The following is a 21,625-nucleotide window of genomic DNA, read 5'->3' on the forward strand; positions in this document are numbered from 1 at the left end:
CATTCTGCTTGGGGGATTGGGCCGGCTTCCGGGCCTTTCAAAAGTGACTCGCTGTAAGCGCGAAACCGATATAAGCCACAAACCAAATACCGGATATACAATCAAAAACCCCAGCCCACTCCCGCAGTTGATTTGCGTCAGGCTTTAGGTGCAGCGATACCCTGGCCCATCTGCACCGGCGTACCTGCCACCAGCGCTTGCGACCACGTAACCTGGCCTGGCCCGAACAGCACAATCGCGGTCGAACCCAGCTTGAAGCGACCCAATTCCGCGCCTTTTTCCAGGTGAATCGGCGCACGTGCAGCTTCGTCATAGCGGAAGGTTTTCAGCTCGCGCTTCGGCGGCGTCACCAAACCAGCCCATACGGTTTCAATCGACGCGACGATCATCGCACCCACCAACACCACCGCCATCGGGCCGCGTTCGGTGTCGAACAGGCAGACAACGCGCTCGTTACGTGCAAACAGCTCCGGCACGTTTTCGGCGGTGGTCTGGTTCACCGAAAAAATTCGGCCCGGTACGTAAACCATCTCACGCAGGGTCCCGGCCAGTGGCATGTGCACACGGTGATAGTCTTTGGGCGACAAGTAGATGGTGGCGAAATCGCCGCCCATGAACGGCGCAGCCACCGCCGCATCGCCGCCCAGCAGTTCCAGCACGCTGAAGCTGTGGCCTTTGGCCTGGAACACACGGCCATGCTCGATCGGGCCAAGCTGGCTGACCGCGCCATCGGCTGGGCTAAGTACCGCGCCCGGGGTTTGGTCCAGGGGGCGCGCGCCGTCTTTCAAGGCGCGGGTGAAGAAGGCGTTGAAGTGCTCGTAAGCGGTCACGTCTTCCACCAGGGCCTGGGACATGTCCACTTGGTAGCGCTTGGCGAACCACTGGGTGAAGGCGTTTTTGAACCAGCTTACGCGGCACTCGGCAATGCAGCCGGCCAGGCGCGACAGCAAGTGGTGCGGCAGCAAGTATTGGCTGAGGATAAACAACTGCTTTTTCATTAAGTGTCCTTAAATCTCAACGGGGGTGTCGGGGTGGTTGCCCCATTCGCCCCAGGAACCGGCATAACCTTTGACTCGCGGATAACCGAGCGCCTTGGCCACCAGGTAGGTGAAGCCAGAGCGGTGGTGAGTCTGGCAGTGAGTGATGATTTCTTTGTCTTTGGTCAGCCCGAGGCCTTCGAGGATCTGCGGCATGTCGCGGCGGATGCGCAGGCTGCGCGCCTTGTCCATGCTGGCGGTCCATTCGAAGTTGACCGCGCCGGGGATGTGGCCGCCCTTGGCCGCGAGCACCTTTTCACCGGAATATTCCAGCGGGCCGCGTGCGTCCCAAATGCCCAGGTCGGCAGCGCCCAGTCGGCTTTGCAGGTATTCGCGGGTGGCTGTGGGGCCGTCGTGCAGCGTGAGGATGACCGGGCCAGAGGCGCCAGCCGGTACTGCGCTGGACAGCGGGTGTTTTTCGTCGCTCCACGCCAGCAGGCCGCCGTCGAGGTAGTGGTATTTCTGGTGGCCGATCACGTCGAGCAACCAGATAAAACGCCCGGCCCAGCCGCCGCCCTCGTCGTCGTACACCACGTAGGTGGCGTCGGGCGTGTGGCCCAGCTCGCCGAAGAGTTTTTCAAGATCAGCCTTGTTGGGCAGCAGGCCGGGTGCTGGCGGCTGGCCCAATTGGGTGCGCTTGGGGTCAACGAAATGCGCGCCGGGGATGTGCCCTTCGGCGTAGCGGGCAGTACTCGTGAGGTCCACCAGAATCAGGTGTTCGGCATCAAGGCGGCCGAGCAGGTCGCTGGGTTCGATCACCAGCGGCAAGCCAGAGAAGTCAGGCATGTGAGGTCTCCTGGGCACAAAGGTTGGCGATTAAGAGCGGCGATTGTAACGCAAGCATCAGGCGCTGCGGTTGGTAAAGCAGTGCAGGGCTTTTTCGATGCATTGGGCGGTTTTGCCGAAGGCTTGCACAGTGGTTTCCGAGAACGGCCCACCGCCCTGGTCGGCCACCATCAGCATCACCACGCGGCCGTTACAGCTCAACGAGCGCAGCAGCAGGTGTTCGCCGGTGAACAGGCGGCGCAGGGTTGGCGGCAACAGCGCCGAGAACTGTGCATGGTTGTCGGGGTTCAGGCGCACTTGCGCGGGCTTTTCGAGTAAACGCTGCAACAGCGTGCTGTTGACCACGTCCAGGCTCAAGTTGGCGGCGGCCTTGGGCAAGCCATCCGCTTGATGCACACGCAAGGTGCTCAAGGCGCGGTCCGCCATGAACAGCAACACCCGCTGCATGCCACTGGCGACCAAGGCTTCTTTGGCGCACGTCGTCAGATGCATCGCGTTGGCAAAGCGGCTCGGCTCCACCAGCAACTCGGTGCAGCGTTTGCGCCACACGGCGAGAGCTTCGGCAGTCGGCGGGGCTGCCGGCAACAGGCCGCGATGCACCTTCTGCACATGCCACGGCCAGATCAGCGACAACGCCGGGTGCCAAAGGTCAGGCATCAGCGTGGTGCGCGCGCTGGTCACCGCTTGCTGGTGAACCTGTTGCTGCACTTCACTCAACGGCTGTTGCAGGTACAGCGCGGTGAGGTATTGCCAGCGCTCGGTGTGCGGGCAGGTCCAGGATTCTTGCGCCGACATTGCCAAGCCGTTGGCCAGCAGCACGGTATTCGCCGGCTGGTTCAGCCAGCGGCGCAGGTTGGGTTCGGCGTCGAGCAACTGTTGGTGGCGCAGCGCGTCATCTGCACGGGCAATGTGCAGCGCCTTGACCAGCAAGCGCTGCTCGCTCAGCAGCAGGTTGTAGCCTTGGGAGACCCAAATCGGCAGGTGCCAGCTTTCGGTCAGGCCGATGCACAGGTCCAGCAGGCGCACGCCGAACAACTCCAGCTCGACCTTGCGCGCTGACTCGCCTTTATGGATGACCCGCAGTTCCCATTCTTCCAGGAGCTTGGGGTAGGCGACAGCCATCGGCCACAGCGGTGACAAAAACAGCAGGCTGCCCCAATGAATGTCTTGCCACAAACGCGCCAGGCGGCTGGCGAACAAACCGCTGGCTTGCTGGGAGGCGTGCTGGCTTATTAGCAGCAGCTGGCGCAAGGCCACGGGGATGTCTTTTTCCGGCACCGACGGCAGGCGCGCCAATAATTCCTCGGCGCGTTTGAGGCCAAGCCGGTTGAGCGCCACTTCGAGGTTTTCCGCAGGGTCTGCCAAGCTGCCGTGGGTGTGGCTGTTGGCCTCGCGCATCACGCTGAGCACCAGCGCCGGGCTGTTTTGCATCAGCTCGGCGATGTCGCGTAACGAGCTGCGGCTATCGCGAATGGCTTTGCACACGCGCTCGTGGCTGGCTTGGGGAACGGGCAACAGCACGTCGTCCAGGCGCTTGATCCAAGCGGCGAGTGTGGTGGGTTTTGCAGTTGGGACTGTCGTTTCAATAGCCATGATTGGGGCGCGATCATCACTTGCGGTCAACACGCCCGTTATGGGCCGAACTGGCTTTTCGCCTTAACGGGCTATAGTCTGGCGCAGTTTTGCCGATAAGTAGAACAAGAGTTTTCAGTTCTTCCAAATATGTCCATGAACCCGACGGCGCAAGTACTCATCCCCTATGGCTAAAATTATCGGCATCATCGTCGTCATCGCAAGTGTGCTTGGTGGCTATGTTCTGTCCCACGGTAAAATTGCAGCGCTGATCCAGCCTTTCGAGGTGCTGATTATCGGCGGTGCGCGTTTGGCGCATTCTTGCAGGCCAACCCCGGCTACATGACCATGCACGTGATCAAGAAGTCGCTGAGCATGTTCGGCTCGCGCTTCTCCCACACCTTCTATCTGGAGGTGTTGAGCCTGGTCTACGAGATCCTCAACAAAAGCCGCCGCGAAGGCATGATGGCCATTGAAGGCGACATCGAAGACGCCGCTGCCAGCCCGATTTTCACCAAGTACCCGGCAGTGCTCAAAGATGAGCGCATGACCGCCTACATCTGTGACTACCTGCGCATCATGTCGTCCGGCAACATGGCCCCGCACGAGCTGGAAGGCCTGTTCGACATGGAGTTGTTCAGCTTGAAGGAAGAGTTGGAGCATCCCTCGCATGCGGTGACCGGTGTTGCCGACGGCATGCCGGGTTTCGGTATTGTTGCGGCGGTACTCGGTATCGTGGTCACCATGGCCTCTTTGGGGGAGGGCGATCAGGCCGCAATCGGCATGCACGTGGGCGCGGCCCTGGTGGGTACGTTCTTCGGTATTCTCGCGGCCTATGGCTTCTTCGGCCCATTGGCCACGTCCCTGGCGCACGACGCCAAGGAAGAAATCAACCTGTATGAGTCGATCAAAGCCAGCCTGGTCGCCTCTGCGTCCGGCGTGCCGCCGTCGCTGGCGGTAGAATTTGGTCGCAAGGTTTTGTACCCCAAGCATCGCCCAAGCTTTGCCGAACTGGAACAAGCGGTTCGCGGTCGCTAAACCATGGAAAACAACCAGCCGATAATCATCAAGCGCGTCAAGCGCTTCGCTGCGGGGCACCATGGCGGTGCCTGGAAAATCGCCTTCGCCGACTTTGCCACGGCAATGATGGCGTTCTTCCTGGTGCTGTGGCTGATGTCTACCGCCACGCCTGAACAAAAGATCGCCATCGCCGGTTACTTCAAAGACCCGATTGGCTTCTCGGAAAGCGGCACGCCCTTTGTGATCGACTTGGGCGGCTCGCCGCAGTTGGCGCCTGAGCGCACCATCAACCCGGAGGTCAAGACCGACTCGCCTCAGGAGAAAATCCCGGTCGAGCGCGACACCGTCGAGGCCATGGCCGAGCAAGTCGAGCAGGAACGCCTGGAGTTGCTGCTGAAGGAATTGCAGACCAAGGTTGAAGAAAATCCGCAGTTGCTGAAGTTCAAGGACCAGATTTCCTTCGAAATCACCCCGGAAGGCTTGCGCATTCAGATCACCGACGCCGCTAACCGGCCGATGTTCGACTCCGGCAGCGCGCGCCTGAAGCCGTACTTTGAAGACATCCTGCTGGCCATGGCCGACACCATCAAAGCGGTGCCCAATAAAATCAGCATCAGCGGCCACACCGACGCCAAGCCGTATGCCGGCCAGGGCGACTTCGGTAACTGGGAGCTTTCGGCCAACCGCGCCAACGCCGCCCGGCGTGCGCTGGTAGCGGGTAGCTATCCAGACCCGCAAGTAGCGCGCGTGGTCGGTTTTGCTTCTTCGCAGCTGTTTGATCCCAAAGAGCCGTTCAACCCGATCAACCGTCGCATTGATATTGTGGTGCTGACCAAAAAGGCCCAACGTGCGATCGAAGGCGATCAAAGCTCGGCCCCGCCTGCGCCTCAAGGCAGTGGTTCGCCAGGCGAAGTGCCAGTCGACCCGAACGCCATCCCGCCTGGCCAAGAGCCGCTGCCAGCCCACGAGCTGCGGCAGAAGCTGAACCTGTTTGATGATGGCGGCGTGAAAGACCCCACGGCGCCCGCGCCGAAGCCGTAAGCCACCTGCAAAAAGGCCGCGATCATCGCGGCCTTTTTATTCAGCGTAGGGGCAAGCACCGCACCTGCGGCGAGCGGGCTCTGTGGCGAGCGGGCTTGCTCGCGTTTGGCTGCGAAGCGGCCCCAAAAAATGGCACAGCCACACAGCCCTAACCTACCGACCCGATCGCTCTAGTAACTGCTCTCAGGCAAGCTCGCAATAATCGAGCGATAGCTGTTCATGCGCTGTTGCTGCACACGGCCATCTTCCAGCGCCTTGAGCAGCGCACAACCCGGCTCGCGGTCGTGTTTGCAGTCGCGGAAGCGGCAAGTGCCGATCAGGTCGTTGAACTCGATAAAGCCCGCTTCCACATCGCTGCGGCTGACATGGCCGAGGCCGAATTCACGAATGCCCGGGGAGTCGATCAGTTCACCGCCGCCTGGGAAGTGGAACAACCGCGCGGTGGTGGTGGTGTGGGTGCCCTGGCCGGACAGCTCCGACAGCGGGCCCACACGGGTGTCGACTTCCGGCAGCAGGCTGTTGACCAGCGATGACTTGCCCACGCCCGACTGGCCGACAAACACGCTGATGCGACCGTCCAACTGCTGTTGCAGTTGTTCCATGCCATTGCCGTGATGCGCCGACACTTCCAGCACCGGGTAACCCAACGTGCGATACACCGCCAGCAACGCATTCAGCGCCGGGGCGTTCTGTTCGTCGATCAGGTCATATTTGTTCAGCAGCAACAGCGGGCGAATGCCGGCGTGCTCGGCTGCGACCAGGTAGCGGTCGATCAGGTTGGCATGCGGCTCGGGTAGCGGCGCGAACACGATCACGATCATGTCGACGTTGGCCGCCACCGGCTTGAGCTGGCCACGGCTGTCGGGGCGGCGCAGTTCGGTGGTGCGCGGCAACTGGGCGACGATCACGCCGATACCCTGGTTGCCGGCACGCCACACCACTTTGTCGCCGGTGACCAGCGCAGGCAGGTTGGCGCGCAAGTGGCAACGCGAGACCGAGCCTGCCAGTTCGCCTTCCAGCGCCTCGACTTCGACCTGCACACCAAAGTGCGCGATTACCAGGCCGGTTTGTTCAGGGCCGAGGTCGCCGCCCTCGAGCGCTTCTACGGCGGAGGATTCACGTTTGGCGGCGCGCGCGGCGCGTTCACCTTGAATCTTTTCGATGCGCCAGTTTTGGCGACGATTGAGCTGGCGTTTGGCCATTGGTGTTCCGTGTCGATAATGCAAAGGTTAGGTAAAACGGTCGCGAGTCTAGCACGCCCCTGCCTGCTAAACTGCGCAGCTAAGCCAAGGTGCCAAGAGAATCAAGCCATGCAAAACCCACAGAACCTGATTTGGATCGATCTGGAAATGACCGGTCTGAACCCCGACACCGATGTCATCATCGAGATGGCCACGATTGTCACCGACAGCAACCTCAACACCTTGGCTGAAGGCCCGGTGATCGCCATTCACCACAGTGACGCCGTGCTCGCCACCATGGACGAGTGGAACACCCGCACCCACGGCAACTCCGGCCTGACCCAGCGCGTGCGCGACAGCCGCGTGAGCATGGCTGAAGCCGAAGCCCAAACCATCGCCTTTCTGGAACAGTGGGTGCCCAAGGGCAAGTCGCCGATCTGCGGCAACAGCATCTGCCAGGACCGCCGCTTCCTCTATACCCACATGAAAGCGCTGGAAAGTTACTTCCACTACCGCAACCTCGACGTGTCGACGCTTAAAGAGCTGGCCGCGCGCTGGGCGCCGGAAGTCAAAGACAGCTTCCATAAAGGCAGCACGCACCTGGCGCTGGACGATATTCGCGAATCCATCGCCGAGCTGCAGCATTACCGCAAGCACTTCATCAAGGCTTGAATCTGTGGCGCCTGGCCCGGCGCCATCGCGAGCACGCCCAACGTGTTCACACATCTAAAGTGTGGGAGCGGGCTTGCTCGCGATGCGGGCGACGCGGTCTTTCGCCAAACGCGCCCTTTTGGTGCCATCAGCAAATGATTAGACTGCCGGCCTAATCGCAAGGATCGCCATCATGCTGCTGATGCTCTACCTCATCGCCATCACCGCCGAAGCCATGACCGGTGCGCTGTCTGCCGGGCGGCGCGGCATGGATTGGTTTGGTGTGGTGTTGATCGCCTGCGTGACGGCGTTGGGTGGCGGCTCGGTGCGCGATGTACTGCTCGGGCACTACCCGCTGACGTGGGTGAAACATCCGGAATACCTGGTGCTGACCTCTATCGCCGCACTCGTGACGATTTTTATCGCGCCGCTGATGCGCCATCTGCGTTCGCTGTTTCTGGCGTTGGATGCTGTGGGTTTGGTCGCCTTCACCCTGATCGGCTGCATGACTGCCCTGGAAATGGGCCACAGCATGCTGGTGGCGGTGGTCAGCGGGGTGATCACTGGCGTATTTGGCGGCATTTTGCGCGATATATTCTGTAACGACATTCCGCTGATCTTCCGCCGCGAGCTGTACGCCAGCGTCTCGTTCCTCGCCGCGTGGTTCTACATGCTCTGCCTTTACCTGGAGCTGCCGAGCGAGCAATCGATTCTGCTGACGCTGTTCAGCGGTTTTCTACTGCGCCTGCTGGCGATCCGGTTTCACTGGGAAATGCCCAAGTTCGTTTACAACGACGACGTGCACTAGCGCGCAGCGTGTTGGCGCAGCGCCCACTCCACGTGTTCGCGCACCAGCTCCGATGGGTATTCGCGGCGCGCTTTCAGGGCTTCCAGTACCGGAATGCTTGACGGCGCATTGCCCAGGCCCACTGCCAAATTGCGCAGCCAGCGTTCATACCCGGCGCGGCGCAGCGGCGAGCCTTCGGTATTGCCGAGAAACTTTTCTTCGTCCCACATAAATAATTCGGCCAGTTCGGCGTTGTCCAGGTTATGCCGTGGCTTGAAATCACTCTCTGTGGTTGCGCGCGCGAAACGATTCCACGGGCAAACGATCTGACAGTCATCGCAGCCGAACACGCGGTTGCCGATCAGCGGGCGCAAGTCCTCAGGTATTGCAGTCTTGAGTTCGATGGTCAGGTAGGAAATGCAGCGTCGGGCGTCCAGCACGTAAGGGCCGACGAAGGCATTGGTGGGGCAGATGTCCAGGCACGCGGTGCAGCGGCCGCAATGTTCGGTGGTGTGAGGTGGGTCTACCGGCAGCGGTAAATCAACAAACAGCTCGCTGAGGAAAAAATAACTGCCGGCTTTGCGATTGAGCACCAGGGTGTTTTTACCGATCCAGCCAAGGCCTGCTTGTTCGGCGATGGCTTTTTCCAGCACCGGCGCGCTGTCGACAAACGCGCGAAAGCCAAACGGCCCGATCTGCGCCTGAATGCGCTCGGCCAGTTGTTGCACGCGCTTGCGGATCAGCTTGTGGTAATCGCGGCCCAAGGCGTAGCGCGACACGTAGGCTTTTTCTGGCTTTGCCAGCAGTTGCGCCATTTGGGTGTCGCCTGGCAGATAATCCATGCGCAGCGAGACCACGCGCAACGTGCCGGGCACCAGTTCATCGGGGTGCGAGCGTTTGCTGCCATGCGCGCCCATGTATTCCATCTCGCCGTGGTAGCCCGCGTCGAGCCAGCGTTGCAGGTGTTGTTCATGCTCAGCCAGGTCCAGGCCGCTGATGCCGACTTGTTGAAAGCCCAGCTCGCGGCCCCAGTCTTTGATCGATTGGGCGAGGGCGGGCAGATCGTGGGTAATGGCAGGCATGAGACAAGGGAAACCGCAGGTTAGATAGGTATAATTCTGCCAGACATCGGAGCTTGAAGACGCATGCCGCAGACAAAACACGCAATATCCGACGTTCAGCCGCTGTTGCACGGCCATTTGCCGCAACTGGCTGCACGTTCCCCAGACGCCCATAAAGGCCAGTTCGGCCACTTGCTGGTCATTGGCGGCGACCGTGGCGTGGGCGGCGCTGCGCTGCTCAGTGCAGAAAGCGCCCTGCGCAGTGGCGCGGGCATGGTCTCGCTGGCGACCCGCCCGGAGCATGTGCCGGCCGCGCTGACGCGCTTGCCGGAAGTCATGAGTGTGGGTATCAGCTCAGCCAACCAGGTGATGGGCCTGCTCGAAAAAATCTCGGTCATCGTGATCGGCCCCGGCCTCGGGGCTGCTGCGTGGGGCAAAAGCCTGTTGTCCGTCGCCGCGAATGCCAAACTGCCGCAAGTGTGGGACGCAGACGCCTTGAACCAGTTGGCGACGGGCAGTTTCACCCTGCCAGCCAACTCGGTGATCACGCCGCACCCTGGCGAGGCGGCGCGCTTGCTTGGCATCACTACGGCCGAGGTTCAGGCCGATCGCTTGAAAGCCGCGCGCGCGTTGAGCCACAAATTCAACGCAGTGGCTATTCTCAAGGGTGCTGGCAGTTTGATTGCCAGCCCACTCGGGTCTGTTTCGCGGTGTGACCAAGGCCATCCGGCGATGGCCACTGCTGGGCTGGGTGATGTGTTGGCCGGTTTGGTCGGCGCGCTGTTGGCGCAGGGCATGCCGGCTTATGACGCCAGCTGCCTGGCGGTGTGGTTGCACGCGACGGCGGGGGATCGCCAGGGCACCTTCGGTCGCGGCCTGGCCGCCAGCGACCTGATACCTGCCATTCGTCAATTGCTCGAGGAACAGTCGCCGTGTCTGAAGTAAGCCTTTTTTTGCCCGATGAAGACGCCATGGTCGCGTTCGGTCATCGTATCGCCCAAGTGACGGGCGGCGCGGGCCTGATCTTTCTTGAAGGTGACTTGGGCGCGGGCAAAACCACGCTGTCGCGCGGCATTATTCGCGGGTTGGGCCACACGGGCGCGGTAAAAAGCCCGACGTTCACTCTGGTCGAACCCTACGAGATAGGTGCGGTGCGCGCCTTCCACTTTGACCTTTATCGCCTGGTAGACCCGGAAGAGTTGGAGTACATGGGCATTCGTGATTACTTCGACGAAGATGTGTTGTGCCTGATCGAATGGCCAGATAAAGGCACAGGCTTTTTGCCAAAGCCGGACCTGACCATTACCATTACGCCGCATGCTCACGGACGTCAGCTGAAGTTGTTGCCCCAAAGCGCGCGCGGGCAGTCGTGGTGCGCCGCTTTGGCATTGGAATTTAAATAATTGGTGGGGTTAGGTATGCGCTTTCGCGCGATGGTTGCTGTCGTAGGGGTATTGCTTGCGGCAATGACTTTCAATGCTCTGGCTGCTTCACAGGTGAAAAGTGTTCGCCTGTGGCGAGCGCCGGATAACACGCGACTGGTGTTTGACCTGTCTGGCCCGGTCCAGCACAGCGTCTTTACCCTCACGGCGCCGGATCGCCTGGTGATCGACATCAACGGCGCGACCTTGGGCGCGCCGCTGAAAGTGTCCACCGCGAATACGCCGATTACCTCGATGCGCTCGGCCCAGCGTACGCCGACCGACCTGCGCGTGGTTATCGACCTGAAAAAGGCCGTAACCCCGAAAAGTTTTGTGTTGGCGCCGAACGCCCAATACGGTAACCGGCTGGTGGTCGACTTGTTCGACAACGCCGCCGATGCCGCGCCGCCGCCTGCGCCAACGCCAGCCGTTGCGACCGTACCGGCGGTGCCGGTCAACCCGTCGCAGCCGCAAGTCAAATTGCCACCGCCGCCGCCTGCGCCTGCGGGCAAGCGCGACGTTATTGTGGTGATCGACGCTGGCCACGGTGGTGAAGACCCTGGCGCATCCGGTTCGCGCGGCCAGCATGAAAAAGACGTGGTATTGGCCATCGCCCGTGAACTTCAGCGTCAGGTCAATGGCATGAAGGGCTATCGCGCCGAGCTGACGCGTACCGGCGACTACTTCATTCCGCTGCGCGGCCGTACCGAAATCGCGCGCAAGAAGGGCGCCGACCTGTTTGTGTCGATCCACGCCGACGCAGCACCTTCGGCCGCCGCGTTTGGCGCCTCGGTGTTCGCCCTGTCAGACCGTGGCGCCACCTCGGAGACGGCACGTTGGCTGGCCGACAGTGAAAACCGTTCCGACTTGATCGGCGGCACCGGCAACGTGTCCCTTGATGACAAAGACAAAATGCTCGCAGGCGTACTGCTCGATCTGTCGATGACCGCTTCGTTGACTTCCAGCCTGAACGTCGGCCAGAAGGTGCTGAGCAACATCGGTCGGGTCACGTCCTTGCACAAACAACGTGTGGAGCAGGCCGGGTTCATGGTGCTGAAGTCGCCGGACATCCCGTCGATCCTGGTGGAAACCGGGTTTATCTCCAATTCCAACGAAGCCTCGAAGCTTGCCAGCGCCAGCCATCAACAGGCCCTGGCGCGCTCGATCAGCGCGGGTATTCGGCAGTTCTTCCAGCAAAACCCGCCGCCGGGCAGCTATATCGCCTGGCTGCGCGACTCCGGGAAAATTGTTCAGGGGCCGCGTGATCATCGCGTGCAGCCAGGCGATACCTTGGCCATGCTGGCCGTGCGTTTCCAGGTGTCGCCGGCCACCTTGCGCAATGCCAATAACCTGAAAACCGACGAGTTGAAAGTGGGTCAGGTGCTGACCATCCCCGGCACAGAACTGGCGGCGCAGTAATGAGTGAATCAGTCCTCAACAGCGGCTCGCGCATCGAACTGCTCAGCCCGCGCCTGGCGAACCAGATTGCTGCGGGTGAGGTGGTTGAGCGCCCTGCATCGGTGATCAAGGAACTGCTGGAAAACAGTATCGACTCCGGCGCCAAGCGCATCGATGTCGACGTGGAGCAGGGCGGCGTCAAGCTGCTGCGGGTACGCGATGACGGCAGTGGCATCTCTTCCGATGACCTTCCGCTGGCCCTCGCGCGTCACGCTACCAGCAAAATTCGCGACCTCGAAGACCTGGAACGGGTCATGAGCCTGGGCTTTCGCGGTGAGGCGCTGGCCTCGATCAGCTCCGTGGCCCGCCTGACATTGACCTCACGTACGCGTGACGCCGAGCAGGCCTGGCAGGTTGAAACCGAAGGCCGCGATATGGCGCCACGCGTCCAGCCGGCGGCGCACCCGGTGGGCACCTCGGTTGAGGTGCGCGACCTGTTCTTCAACACCCCGGCGCGGCGCAAATTCCTCAAGGCCGAAAAAACCGAATTCGATCACCTGCAAGAAGTCATCAAACGTCTGGCCCTGGCGCGTTTTGACGTGGCGTTCCACTTGCGCCACAACGGTAAAACCATCCTCAGCCTGCACGAGGCCCATGACGATGCGGCCCGCGCGCGGCGTGTGTCGGCGATCTGCGGCGCGGGGTTTCTGGAGCAGGCGCTGCCGATTGAAATCGAGCGCAATGGCCTGCACCTGTGGGGTTGGGTGGGCTTGCCGACCTTCTCGCGTAGCCAGGCGGACCTGCAATATTTCTTTGTGAATGGCCGCGCGGTACGCGACAAGCTGGTCGCCCACGCGGTGCGCCAAGCGTATCGGGATGTGCTGTTCAACGGGCGGCACCCGACGTTTGTGCTGTTCTTTGAGGTTGACCCGTCGGTGGTCGACGTCAACGTGCACCCGACCAAGCACGAAGTGCGTTTCCGTGACGGGCGCATGGTGCACGACTTCCTCTATGGCACCCTGCACCGCGCTTTGGGCGATGTGCGCCCGGATGACCAGTTGTCTGCGCCTATCGTGACCGCAGTGGTGCGCCCGACGGGGCCGGAGGCCGGCGAGTTCGGGCCTCAAGGCGAAATGAGCCTGGCGGCCAACTTGCTGCAATCGCAGCAGCCTCAGCCTGCGTACACGGCGCCTGGCTCGGGTTCCGGTGCGGGCTATCAGTACCAATACACACCGCGCCCGCAGTCGGCGGTGCCGGTGGCTGAGGCCCAAGCGGCCTATCGCGAATTTTTTGCACCGTTGCCGGGCGCCGAGTCAGGCGCTGGCGCGGTTGCTTTGCCTGAAGGCGGCGGGGATATACCGCCGCTGGGTTATGCGCTGGCGCAGCTCAAGGGTATCTATATCCTCGCGGAAAACGCCCATGGCCTGGTGTTGGTGGACATGCACGCCGCCCACGAACGGATCATGTACGAGCGCCTGAAGATCGCCATGGCCAGCGAAGGCCTCAGCGGCCAGCCGCTGCTGGTGCCGGAGTCCCTGGCCGTTAGCCAGCGTGAGGCCGATTGCGCCGAAGAACACCACAGCGTGTTCCAGAAGCTCGGCTTTGAATTACAACGACTCGGCCCGGAAACCCTGGCGATCCGCCAGATTCCCGCGCTGCTCAAGCAGGCCGAAGCCAACCGGCTGGTCGCCGACGTGCTGGCAGACCTGATGGAGTACGGCACCAGTGACCGCATTCAGGCACACATCAACGAACTGCTCGGCACCATGGCCTGCCACGGCGCCATTCGCGCCAACCGCCGCCTGGCCTTGCCGGAAATGAACGGCCTGCTGCGCGACATGGAAAACACCGAGCGCAGCGGGCAATGCAACCATGGCCGGCCGACGTGGACCCAAATGGGCCTGGACGATCTGGACAAACTGTTCTTGCGCGGCCGTTGATGAGCGCCTTGCCCCCCGCAATTTTCCTGATGGGCCCCACGGCTGCCGGCAAGACCGACCTCGCCATCGAGCTGAGCAAGGTGCTGCCGTGTGAGCTGATCAGCGTCGACTCTGCCCTGGTTTACCGGGACATGGACATTGGCACGGCCAAGCCGTCAAAAGCGCTGCTGGCCGAGTACCCGCACAGGTTGATCGACATCATCGACCCGTCGCAAAGCTACTCGGCTGCCGATTTTCGTAGCGACGCGTTGGCCGCGATGGCCGAGATCACCGCGCGCGGTAATATTCCGCTGCTGGTCGGCGGCACAATGCTCTATTACAAGGCTTTGCAGGAGGGGCTGGCCGATATGCCACCCGCCGATGCTTGCGTGCGTGCCGAGCTTGAGGACGAGGCTGCACGCCTTGGCTGGCAAGCCCTGCACGACCAGTTGGCGGTGGTAGACCCGGTTTCCGCTGCGCGCATTCACCCCAATGACCCCCAGCGCCTTACGCGTGCGCTGGAAGTCTGGCGGGTCAGCGGGCAGACCATGACTGAACATCGGCTGAAACAAACTGCGCAAAGTGCTGAAGCAGGCGCTTCTGGTCAGTCACAATTACCCTATACTGTGGCGAATCTGGCCATCGCTCCGGCAAATCGCCAGGTGCTGCATGAACGAATTGCACAAAGATTCACAATTATGTTGGAACAGGGGTTCGTGGACGAGGTCGTAGCACTGCGTTCCAGAGGTGACCTGCATTCAGGGTTGCCTTCGATACGTGCTGTAGGCTACCGCCAAGTCTGGGATCATCTGGATGGCAAGCTGACGTCAACCGACATGCAGGAGCGCGGCATCATTGCCACGCGCCAATTGGCGAAACGCCAGTTCACCTGGTTGCGCAGCTGGAGCGATTTGCACTGGTTGGACAGCCTGGACAGCGACAATCTGTCACGCGCCTTGAAATACTTGGGCACGGTCTCCATATTGAGCTGAGTCCTTGCAATTGCCGTCTATCCTTGGGGGTGTGGCGGCCATAAGCTATCTATTTTCCGAATTTTATTATTGATCCTTAAAGGAGTGCGGCACATGTCAAAAGGGCATTCGCTACAAGACCCTTACTTGAATACTTTACGTAAAGAGAAGTTGGGGTTTCCATCTATCTGGTCAACGGTATCAAGCTGCAAGGCACGATCGAGTCGTTCGACCAATTCGTGATTCTGCTGAAAAACACCGTCAGCCAGATGGTTTACAAGCACGCTATCTCGACAGTCGTTCCTGTTCGTCCAATTCGTCTGCCTAGCGCAGCGGATGGCGAGCAAGCTGACGCTGAGCCAAGTAACGCCTGATAGGAGTCTCCTTTGTTCTTTGAGCGCCACGGTGGTGGTGAGCGAGTAATCCTCGTTCACTTGGATGGACAGGACCCTGAGGCGCGCGAAGATCCGCAGGAGTTTCAGGAGTTGGCAAATTCGGCCGGCGCCGAGACCGTTGCGTTTTTTAACGTACCGCGTCATCGGCCAACCGCCAAATTCCTGATTGGCAGCGGCAAGGTCGAGGAACTGCGCGACCTGGTGCATGCCGAAAAGGCCGATCTGGTGATCTTCAATCACATCCTCACGCCCAGTCAGGAACGTAACCTCGAACGAGTGTTCGAGTGCCGCGTGATCGACCGCACGGGTCTGATTCTCGATATTTTCGCCCAACGCGCCCGTACCCATGAAGGCAAGCTCCAGGTTGAACTGGCCCAGCTTGACCACATGAGCACGCGGCTGGTGCGTGGCTGGACTCACCTTGAGCGTCAAGGTGGTGGTATCGGCATGCGTGGCCCGGGTGAAACCCAGTTGGAAACCGACCGGCGCTTGCTGCGGGTTCGCCTGCGACAGATCAAGGGCCGCCTCGAAAAAGTACGCAGCCAGCGCGAGCAATCGCGACGCGGGCGTATGCGTGCCGATATTCCTACGGTTTCCCTGGTGGGCTATACCAACGCCGGCAAATCGACACTGTTCAACAACGTGACCCAATCCGACGTTTACGCGGCCGACCAACTCTTCGCCACCCTCGACCCGACCTTGCGCCGTCTCGAACTGGATGACTTGGGGCCGATCGTGTTGGCCGACACCGTGGGGTTCATTCGTCACTTGCCGCACAAGCTGGTCGAGGCATTCAGGTCTACGCTCGAAGAGTCGAGCAACTCCGACCTGCTGCTGCACGTGATCGATGCGGCTGAGCCGGATCGCATGTTGCAGATCGAACAGGTAATGGTGGTGCTGGGCGAGATTGGCGCCCAGGACTTGCCGATCCTTGAGGTCTATAACAAACTCGATTTGCTTGAGGGCGTTGAGCCGCAAATTCAGCGCGACGAAGATGGCAAGCCCCAGCGGGTTTGGGTGTCGGCGCGCGATGGTGCTGGCCTGGATTTGCTCCAGCAAGCGATTGCCGAGTTGCTCGGGGGCGATTTGTTTGTCGGCACCTTGCGCTTGCCTCAGCGTTTTGCTCGACTGCGTGCACAGTTTTTCGAGCTGGGCGCGGTACAGAAAGAAGAACACGACGAAGAAGGTGTCAGCTTGCTGGCCGTTCGATTGCCGCGCGCAGAGCTGAATCGGCTGGTTAGCCGTGAAGGCGAGGTGCCGACGGAGTTTATCGAACAACACACTTTGCAATAAAAGCCTCCGAAAGCGGTTGTGCCGCAGTAGCAGGCATTCTGTAGCATTGGTCGCGCGCCGTGGGTGCGTCTTTGCTTTATCAGATGGAGAGCGCTATGGCTTGGAATGAGCCGGGTGGCAACTCGAATAATCAGGATCCTTGGGGTGGTAAACGCCGCAATAATGGCGACCGCAAGGGGCCACCAGATCTCGACGAGGCCTTCCGAAAGCTGCAGGAAAGCCTGAATGGGTTGTTCGGTGGCGGTAAAAAACGCGGTGGTGACGACGGTGGTCGCACCAGCAAGGGCGGCGGCTATGGCCTGCTGGGCTTGGGCCTTGTCGTGCTCGCGGCCGTGTGGCTGTACAGCGCCGTCTACGTGGTCGACGAGCAGGAGCAAGCCGTGGTGCTGCGCTTCGGCAAGTACTACGAGACCGTCGGCCCGGGCCTGAACATCTATTTCCCGCCGATCGACAAAAAGTACATGGAGAACGTCACGCGTGAGCGTGCCTACACCAAGCAGGGCCAGATGCTGACCGAAGACGAGAACATCGTCGAAGTGCCGCTGACCGTGCAGTACAAGATCACCAACCTGCAGGACTTCGTGCTGAACGTTGACCAGCCGGAAATCAGCCTGCAACACGCAACCGAAAGCGCCCTGCGCCATGTGGTGGGTTCCACCGCCATGGACCAGGTGCTGACCGAAGGCCGTGAATTGATGGCCAGCGAGATCAAGGAGCGCCTGCAACGGTTCCTCGACACCTATCGCACCGGTATCACCGTCACCCAGGTGAACGTACAGAGCGCAGCGGCACCGCGCGAAGTGCAGGAAGCCTTTGATGACGTGATTCGCGCCCGTGAAGACGAGCAGCGCTCGCGCAACCAGGCTGAAACCTACGCCAACGGCGTGGTGCCGGAAGCCCGTGGTCAGGCCCAGCGCATTCTTGAAGATGCCAACGGTTACCGCGACGAAGTGGTTTCGCGCGCCAAGGGTGAAGCGGACCGCTTCACCAAACTGGTTGCCGAATACCGCAAGGCCCCGGAAGTCACGCGTGAGCGTCTGTACCTCGACACCATGCAGGAAGTTTTCAGCAACACCAGCAAGGTGCTCGTGACCGGCAGCAAAGGTGGGCAGAACAACCTGCTGTACCTGCCGCTGGACAAGATGATCGAAGGCGGTCGTAGCAGCACCAGCGCACCGTCCAACGGTTCGACCGCTGCTGCCAATGAAGCCAGCGCCCGTGCGGCCGCTGACTTGCTGCAACAGCAAACACGTACCAGGGAGAGTCGTTGATGAACAATAAATCGCTGACCGCCCTGATTGTAGGGGTTGTCGTGGTCATCGCTGCCTGGAACTGCTTCTACATCGTGTCTCAAACCGAGCGCGCGGTGTTGCTGCAATTCGGTCGTGTGGTGCAGGCGGATGTCCAGCCTGGCTTGCATGTGAAAGTCCCCTACGTGAACCAGGTGCGCAAGTTTGACGGCCGCCTGATGACCCTGGATGCACCGACACAGCGCTTCCTGACCCTGGAAAAGAAAGCCGTAATGGTTGATGCCTACGCCAAGTGGCGCGTCAAGGATGCCGAGCGTTTCTACACTGCGACATCCGGCCTCAAGCAAATTGCCGACGAGCGTTTGTCGCGCCGTCTGGAATCGGGCCTGCGTGACCAGTTTGGTAAGCGCACCCTGCACGAGGTGGTCTCGGGTGAACGTGATGCGTTGATGGCTGACATCACGCGTTCGTTGAACGGCATGGCCGAAAAAGAACTGGGTATCGAAGTTGTCGATGTCCGGGTCAAGGCCATCGACCTGCCCAAGGAAGTTAACCGCAGCGTGTTCGAACGTATGAGCACCGAGCGTGAGCGTGAAGCCCGTGAGCATCGCGCCAAAGGTAACGAACTGGCTGAAGGCATCCGTGCGGATGCCGATCGTCAGCGCCGTGTACTGCTGGCCGAAGCTTATCGCGAGTCTGAAGAGGCCCGCGGTGATGGTGATGCTCAGGCCGCGTCGATCTACTCCAAGGCTTATGGCCAGGACCAGGAGTTCTACGCGTTCTACCGCAGCCTGCGTGCTTACCGTGAAAGCTTTGCGAACAAAACCGACGTCATGGTGCTGGACCCGAGCAGCGATTTCTTCCGCTACCTGGAAAAGTCCAAGTAAAAGCCCAGTGATTCTGTAGGCTCACTCCCGCCTGGCGGCTAAAACGTCTGGCGGGGTGATCCTTTCAGAAAACGGGTGTATGATGCGGCAGCCGGGAAATTCCCGGCTTTTTTGCGTCTGCATGTTTGATTGTTGTGGGCTGAGCAGACGCCACAGTTTTTTCGAGGAAAGTGCCCGACGAGGCCGCAAGCAGGCCATTCGTCACGTCGTTCTTGCGCGTTGTTTATGCGGGGGCCGGGTATTTTCTGCTTCACTCAGGGCTCGGCCGAGGGTTGGCTGCCCGGATCATAGGGGAATGGCGTAATGGCAACGGTAGACCGCTGGCTGCTGCCAGATGGCATCGAAGAAGTACTGCCACCGGAAGCGGCGCGCATTGAAGTAGCGCGTCGGCAGGTGTTGGATCTGTTCCAGAGCTGGGGTTACGAGTTTGTCGTGACCCCGCATATCGAGTACCTGGAATCGCTGCTGACCGGCGCAGGCCAGGACCTGGATCTGCGCACCTTCAAGGTCATCGACCCGCAATCGGGCCGGCAAATGGGTTTTCGTGCCGACATCACGCCGCAAGTGGCGCGCATCGATGCGCACACCCTGCGCCGCGAAGGCCCGAGCCGCCTGTGCTACGCCGGTAGTGTGCTGCATGCTCAGCCGCGTGCCTTGTCGTCTTCCCGTAGCCCGATCCAGTTGGGCGCCGAGCTGTACGGTGATGCCAGCCCGAGCAGCGACGTTGAAGTGATCAGCCTGATGCTGGCCATGCTGCAACTGGCCGACGTGCCGGATGTACACATGGACCTCGGCCACGTCGGTATTTACCGTGGCCTGGCGCGTGCCGCCGGGTTGTCCGGTGAAGTGGAACAACACTTGTTCGATGCCCTGCAACGCAAGGCTATCGATGAAGTGATCGCGCTCACCGAGGGGGTGCCGGCTGACCTCGCCGGCATGCTGCGCGCACTGGTTGACCTGTGTGGCGGTCGTGAAGTGCTGGTGGCTGCGCGTGAGCGCCTGGCCAACGCACCGGCGCCCGTGTTGGCGGCGCTGGACGACGTGCTGGCGATTGCCGAGCGGTTGTCGGCGCGCTTCCCGCAGTTGCCGCTGTATTTTGACCTGGGCGAGCTGCGCGGCTATCACTACCACACCGGTGTGGTGTTCGCCGTGTTTGTGCCGGGTGTTGGCCAGGCCATTGCGCAGGGCGGTCGTTACGACGACATCGGCGCCGACTTTGGTCGTGCGCGGCCGGCGACTGGCTTTTCTACCGATTTGAAAACCCTGGTGACCCTGGGGCGTGCTGAGGTCGAGCTGCCGTCTGGTGGCATCTGGATGCCCGACAGTACGGACGCAGCACTCTGGCAGCAGGTTTGCCAGTTGCGCAGTGAGGGTCAGCGTGTTGTTCAGGCCTTGCCTGGACAGCCATTGGGCGCCGCCCGTGAAGCGGACTGCGACCGGCAATTGATTCTGCAGAACGGGCTTTGGCAAGTATCGCCACTGGCTTCTTGAGTTTTCCTGCCGGCCATCGCCGGCACCAAGTTTGCGCGAATGAGGACAAGTGTTATGGGTAAGAATGTCGTAGTCCTGGGCACCCAATGGGGTGATGAGGGCAAAGGCAAGATCGTTGATCTGCTGACCGAACATGCTGCCGCCGTAGTGCGCTACCAAGGTGGCCACAACGCTGGCCACACGCTGGTCATCGATGGCGAAAAAACCGTTTTGCACCTGATCCCGTCGGGCGTACTGCGCGAAGGCGTGCAGTGCCTGATCGGCAACGGCGTGGTGGTTGCACCGGACGCCCTGCTGCGTGAGATCACCAAGCTGGAAGAGAAAGGCGTACCGGTGCGCGAGCGCCTGCGTATCAGCCCGTCTTGCCCGCTGATCCTGTCCTATCACGTGGCGCTGGACCAGGCCCGTGAAAAAGCGCGTGGCGAGCTGAAGATCGGTACGACCGGTCGCGGCATCGGCCCGGCCTATGAAGACAAGGTTGCACGCCGTGGCCTGCGTGTTGGCGACCTGCTCAACATGCCGCGCTTTGCCGACAAACTGCGTGAACTGGTGGATTACCACAACTTCATGCTGGTGGGTTACTACAAAGAGCCGGCCATCGACTACGACAAGACCCTGGCCGAGTGCAAAGAATACGCCGAGCTGCTCAAGCCGCTGATGCTGGACGTGACTGCCGAGCTGCACGACCTGCGTCGCGCCGGCAAAGACATCATGTTCGAAGGCGCCCAGGGTTCGTTGCTCGACATCGACCACGGCACCTACCCGTACGTGACCAGCTCTAACACCACCGCTGGCGGCGTGGCTACCGGCTCCGGTGTTGGCCCGATGTTCCTGGATTACATCCTGGGCATCACCAAGGCTTACACCACGCGTGTGGGTTCGGGTCCGTTCCCGACTGAGCTGTTCGACGACGTCGGTGCGCACCTTGCCAAACAAGGTCACGAGTTCGGCGCCACCACCGGCCGTGCACGTCGTTGCGGCTGGTTCGATGCGGTTATCCTGCGTCGCGCTATCGATGTGAACAGCATCTCGGGCATCTGCCTGACCAAGCTGGATGTACTCGACGGCCTGGAAGCCATCAATATCTGTGTCGGCTACAAAGACGCAGAGGGTAACGACGTAGCGCCGACTGATGCAGACAGCTATCTGGGTCTGCAGCCGGTGTACGAAGAAGTACCGGGCTGGACCGAGTCGACCGTGGGCGCGAAAACCCTGGAAGAGCTGCCGGCCAACGCCCGCGCTTACATCAAGCGTGTTGAGGCGCTGATTGGTGCACCGATCGACATTATTTCGACTGGCCCGGACCGCAACGAGACCATCGTTCTGCGTCACCCGTTTGGCTAACAAGCTGTTGATGTAAAAAGCAAAGGGCTCCTTCGGGAGCCCTTTGTCGTTTGCGCGGTTTAAACGGCACGACCCTTGCTGTGGTTATCTCTTTCGCGGTGCTATCAAATTAATGGCACC

18 protein-coding genes and 2 pseudogenes are annotated in these 21,625 nt (G+C 60.9%); 15 read left to right on the forward strand and 5 right to left on the reverse strand.

Annotated elements, in window-relative coordinates; all coding sequences use genetic code 11:
- Positions 1 to 137: 137 nt before the first annotated feature.
- The 3 genes from asd to F0169_RS20295 are packed head-to-tail and all read right to left on the reverse strand — an operon-like array spanning position 138 to position 3,416.
- Positions 138 to 998, reverse strand: coding sequence for an archaetidylserine decarboxylase (gene asd / locus F0169_RS20285; RefSeq protein WP_122251195.1), 861 nt, complete (start codon positions 996 to 998; stop codon positions 138 to 140).
- 9 nt (positions 999 to 1,007) lie between these two features.
- Positions 1,008 to 1,823, reverse strand: a complete 816-nt coding sequence (locus F0169_RS20290; RefSeq protein WP_152747460.1) for a rhodanese-like domain-containing protein — start codon at positions 1,821 to 1,823, stop codon at positions 1,008 to 1,010.
- A gap of 57 nt (positions 1,824 to 1,880) precedes the next feature.
- Positions 1,881 to 3,416, reverse strand: a complete 1,536-nt coding sequence (locus F0169_RS20295; RefSeq protein ID WP_152747461.1) for an HDOD domain-containing protein — start codon at positions 3,414 to 3,416, stop codon at positions 1,881 to 1,883.
- Between the two features lie 166 nt (positions 3,417 to 3,582).
- On the opposite strand from F0169_RS20295, the pseudogene motA reads away from it, so the two are divergent.
- Together motA and motB are read left to right on the forward strand one after the other, a co-directional pair.
- Positions 3,583 to 4,433, forward strand: a pseudogene (motA, locus tag F0169_RS20300) (flagellar motor stator protein MotA).
- Between the two features lie 3 nt (positions 4,434 to 4,436).
- Positions 4,437 to 5,456 carry a flagellar motor protein MotB gene (gene motB / locus F0169_RS20305; protein ID WP_152747462.1) on the forward strand — a complete coding sequence of 340 codons (1,020 nt, stop codon included), beginning with the start codon at positions 4,437 to 4,439 and terminating at the stop codon, positions 5,454 to 5,456.
- A 170-nt stretch (positions 5,457 to 5,626) separates the two neighbouring features.
- On the opposite strand, the gene rsgA is transcribed toward motB, so the two are convergent.
- The gene (gene rsgA / locus F0169_RS20310) at positions 5,627 to 6,658 is read right to left on the reverse strand and encodes a small ribosomal subunit biogenesis GTPase RsgA (protein WP_058411348.1); all 1,032 of its coding nucleotides are present in this window, start codon (positions 6,656 to 6,658) and stop codon (positions 5,627 to 5,629) included.
- A gap of 108 nt (positions 6,659 to 6,766) precedes the next feature.
- Between rsgA and orn the strand changes: the two genes are divergently transcribed.
- Together orn and F0169_RS20320 are read left to right on the forward strand one after the other, a co-directional pair.
- The gene (gene orn, locus F0169_RS20315) at positions 6,767 to 7,309 is read left to right on the forward strand and encodes an oligoribonuclease (protein WP_058411347.1); all 543 of its coding nucleotides are present in this window, start codon (positions 6,767 to 6,769) and stop codon (positions 7,307 to 7,309) included.
- Positions 7,310 to 7,478: 169 nt separating this feature from the next.
- Positions 7,479 to 8,096, forward strand: coding sequence for a TRIC cation channel family protein (locus tag F0169_RS20320; protein WP_172979496.1), 618 nt, complete (start codon positions 7,479 to 7,481; stop codon positions 8,094 to 8,096).
- On the opposite strand, the gene queG is transcribed toward F0169_RS20320, so the two are convergent.
- Positions 8,093 to 9,157: a tRNA epoxyqueuosine(34) reductase QueG gene (gene queG / locus F0169_RS20325; RefSeq protein WP_058411345.1), complete on the reverse strand. Its 1,065-nt coding sequence runs from the start codon at positions 9,155 to 9,157 to the stop codon at positions 8,093 to 8,095. The genes F0169_RS20320 and queG overlap by 4 nt on opposite strands.
- A 63-nt stretch (positions 9,158 to 9,220) precedes the next feature.
- Here queG and F0169_RS20330 point away from each other — a divergent pair, with 63 nt between their 5' ends.
- The 11 genes and pseudogenes from F0169_RS20330 to F0169_RS20380 all read left to right on the forward strand — a co-directional run bounded on the left by F0169_RS20330 (position 9,221) and on the right by F0169_RS20380 (position 21,505).
- Positions 9,221 to 10,081, forward strand: a complete 861-nt coding sequence (locus tag F0169_RS20330; RefSeq protein ID WP_152747464.1) for an NAD(P)H-hydrate dehydratase — start codon at positions 9,221 to 9,223, stop codon at positions 10,079 to 10,081.
- Positions 10,069 to 10,539 carry a tRNA (adenosine(37)-N6)-threonylcarbamoyltransferase complex ATPase subunit type 1 TsaE gene (gene tsaE, locus F0169_RS20335; protein ID WP_172979495.1) on the forward strand — a complete coding sequence of 157 codons (471 nt, stop codon included), beginning with the start codon at positions 10,069 to 10,071 and terminating at the stop codon, positions 10,537 to 10,539. The genes F0169_RS20330 and tsaE overlap by 13 nt, the downstream gene beginning before the upstream one ends.
- Before the next feature lie 15 nt (positions 10,540 to 10,554).
- On the forward strand, positions 10,555 to 11,976 hold the full coding sequence (locus tag F0169_RS20340; RefSeq protein ID WP_058411342.1) for an N-acetylmuramoyl-L-alanine amidase: 1,422 nt from the start codon (positions 10,555 to 10,557) through the stop codon (positions 11,974 to 11,976).
- The gene (gene mutL, locus F0169_RS20345; protein WP_152747465.1) at positions 11,976 to 13,895 is read left to right on the forward strand and encodes a DNA mismatch repair endonuclease MutL; all 1,920 of its coding nucleotides are present in this window, start codon (positions 11,976 to 11,978) and stop codon (positions 13,893 to 13,895) included. Before F0169_RS20340 ends, mutL begins: the two co-directional genes overlap by 1 nt.
- Positions 13,895 to 14,866 carry a tRNA (adenosine(37)-N6)-dimethylallyltransferase MiaA gene (miaA, locus tag F0169_RS20350; protein ID WP_058411340.1) on the forward strand — a complete coding sequence of 324 codons (972 nt, stop codon included), beginning with the start codon at positions 13,895 to 13,897 and terminating at the stop codon, positions 14,864 to 14,866. Before mutL ends, miaA begins: the two co-directional genes overlap by 1 nt.
- Before the next feature lie 93 nt (positions 14,867 to 14,959).
- Positions 14,960 to 15,219 (forward strand): annotated as a pseudogene (hfq, locus tag F0169_RS20355) (RNA chaperone Hfq).
- 12 nt (positions 15,220 to 15,231) lie between these two features.
- Complete coding sequence (gene hflX, locus F0169_RS20360; protein WP_058411338.1) at positions 15,232 to 16,533, forward strand: ribosome rescue GTPase HflX; 1,302 nt, start codon at positions 15,232 to 15,234, stop codon at positions 16,531 to 16,533.
- Between the two features lie 95 nt (positions 16,534 to 16,628).
- Positions 16,629 to 17,804, forward strand: coding sequence for an FtsH protease activity modulator HflK (gene hflK, locus F0169_RS20365; protein ID WP_099236902.1), 1,176 nt, complete (start codon positions 16,629 to 16,631; stop codon positions 17,802 to 17,804).
- A complete protein-coding gene (gene hflC / locus F0169_RS20370; protein ID WP_058411336.1) occupies positions 17,804 to 18,670 on the forward strand; it encodes a protease modulator HflC in 867 nt (288 codons plus the stop codon). Before hflK ends, hflC begins: the two co-directional genes overlap by 1 nt.
- Before the next feature lie 303 nt (positions 18,671 to 18,973).
- The gene (locus tag F0169_RS20375; RefSeq protein ID WP_058411335.1) at positions 18,974 to 20,161 is read left to right on the forward strand and encodes an ATP phosphoribosyltransferase regulatory subunit; all 1,188 of its coding nucleotides are present in this window, start codon (positions 18,974 to 18,976) and stop codon (positions 20,159 to 20,161) included.
- Positions 20,162 to 20,215: 54 nt separating this feature from the next.
- Positions 20,216 to 21,505: an adenylosuccinate synthase gene (locus F0169_RS20380; RefSeq protein ID WP_058411334.1), complete on the forward strand. Its 1,290-nt coding sequence runs from the start codon at positions 20,216 to 20,218 to the stop codon at positions 21,503 to 21,505.
- Positions 21,506 to 21,625 lie beyond the last annotated feature (120 nt).

The organism is Pseudomonas kitaguniensis (assembly GCF_009296165.1).
GTDB classification, from domain to species: Bacteria; Pseudomonadota; Gammaproteobacteria; order Pseudomonadales; family Pseudomonadaceae; genus Aquipseudomonas; species Aquipseudomonas kitaguniensis.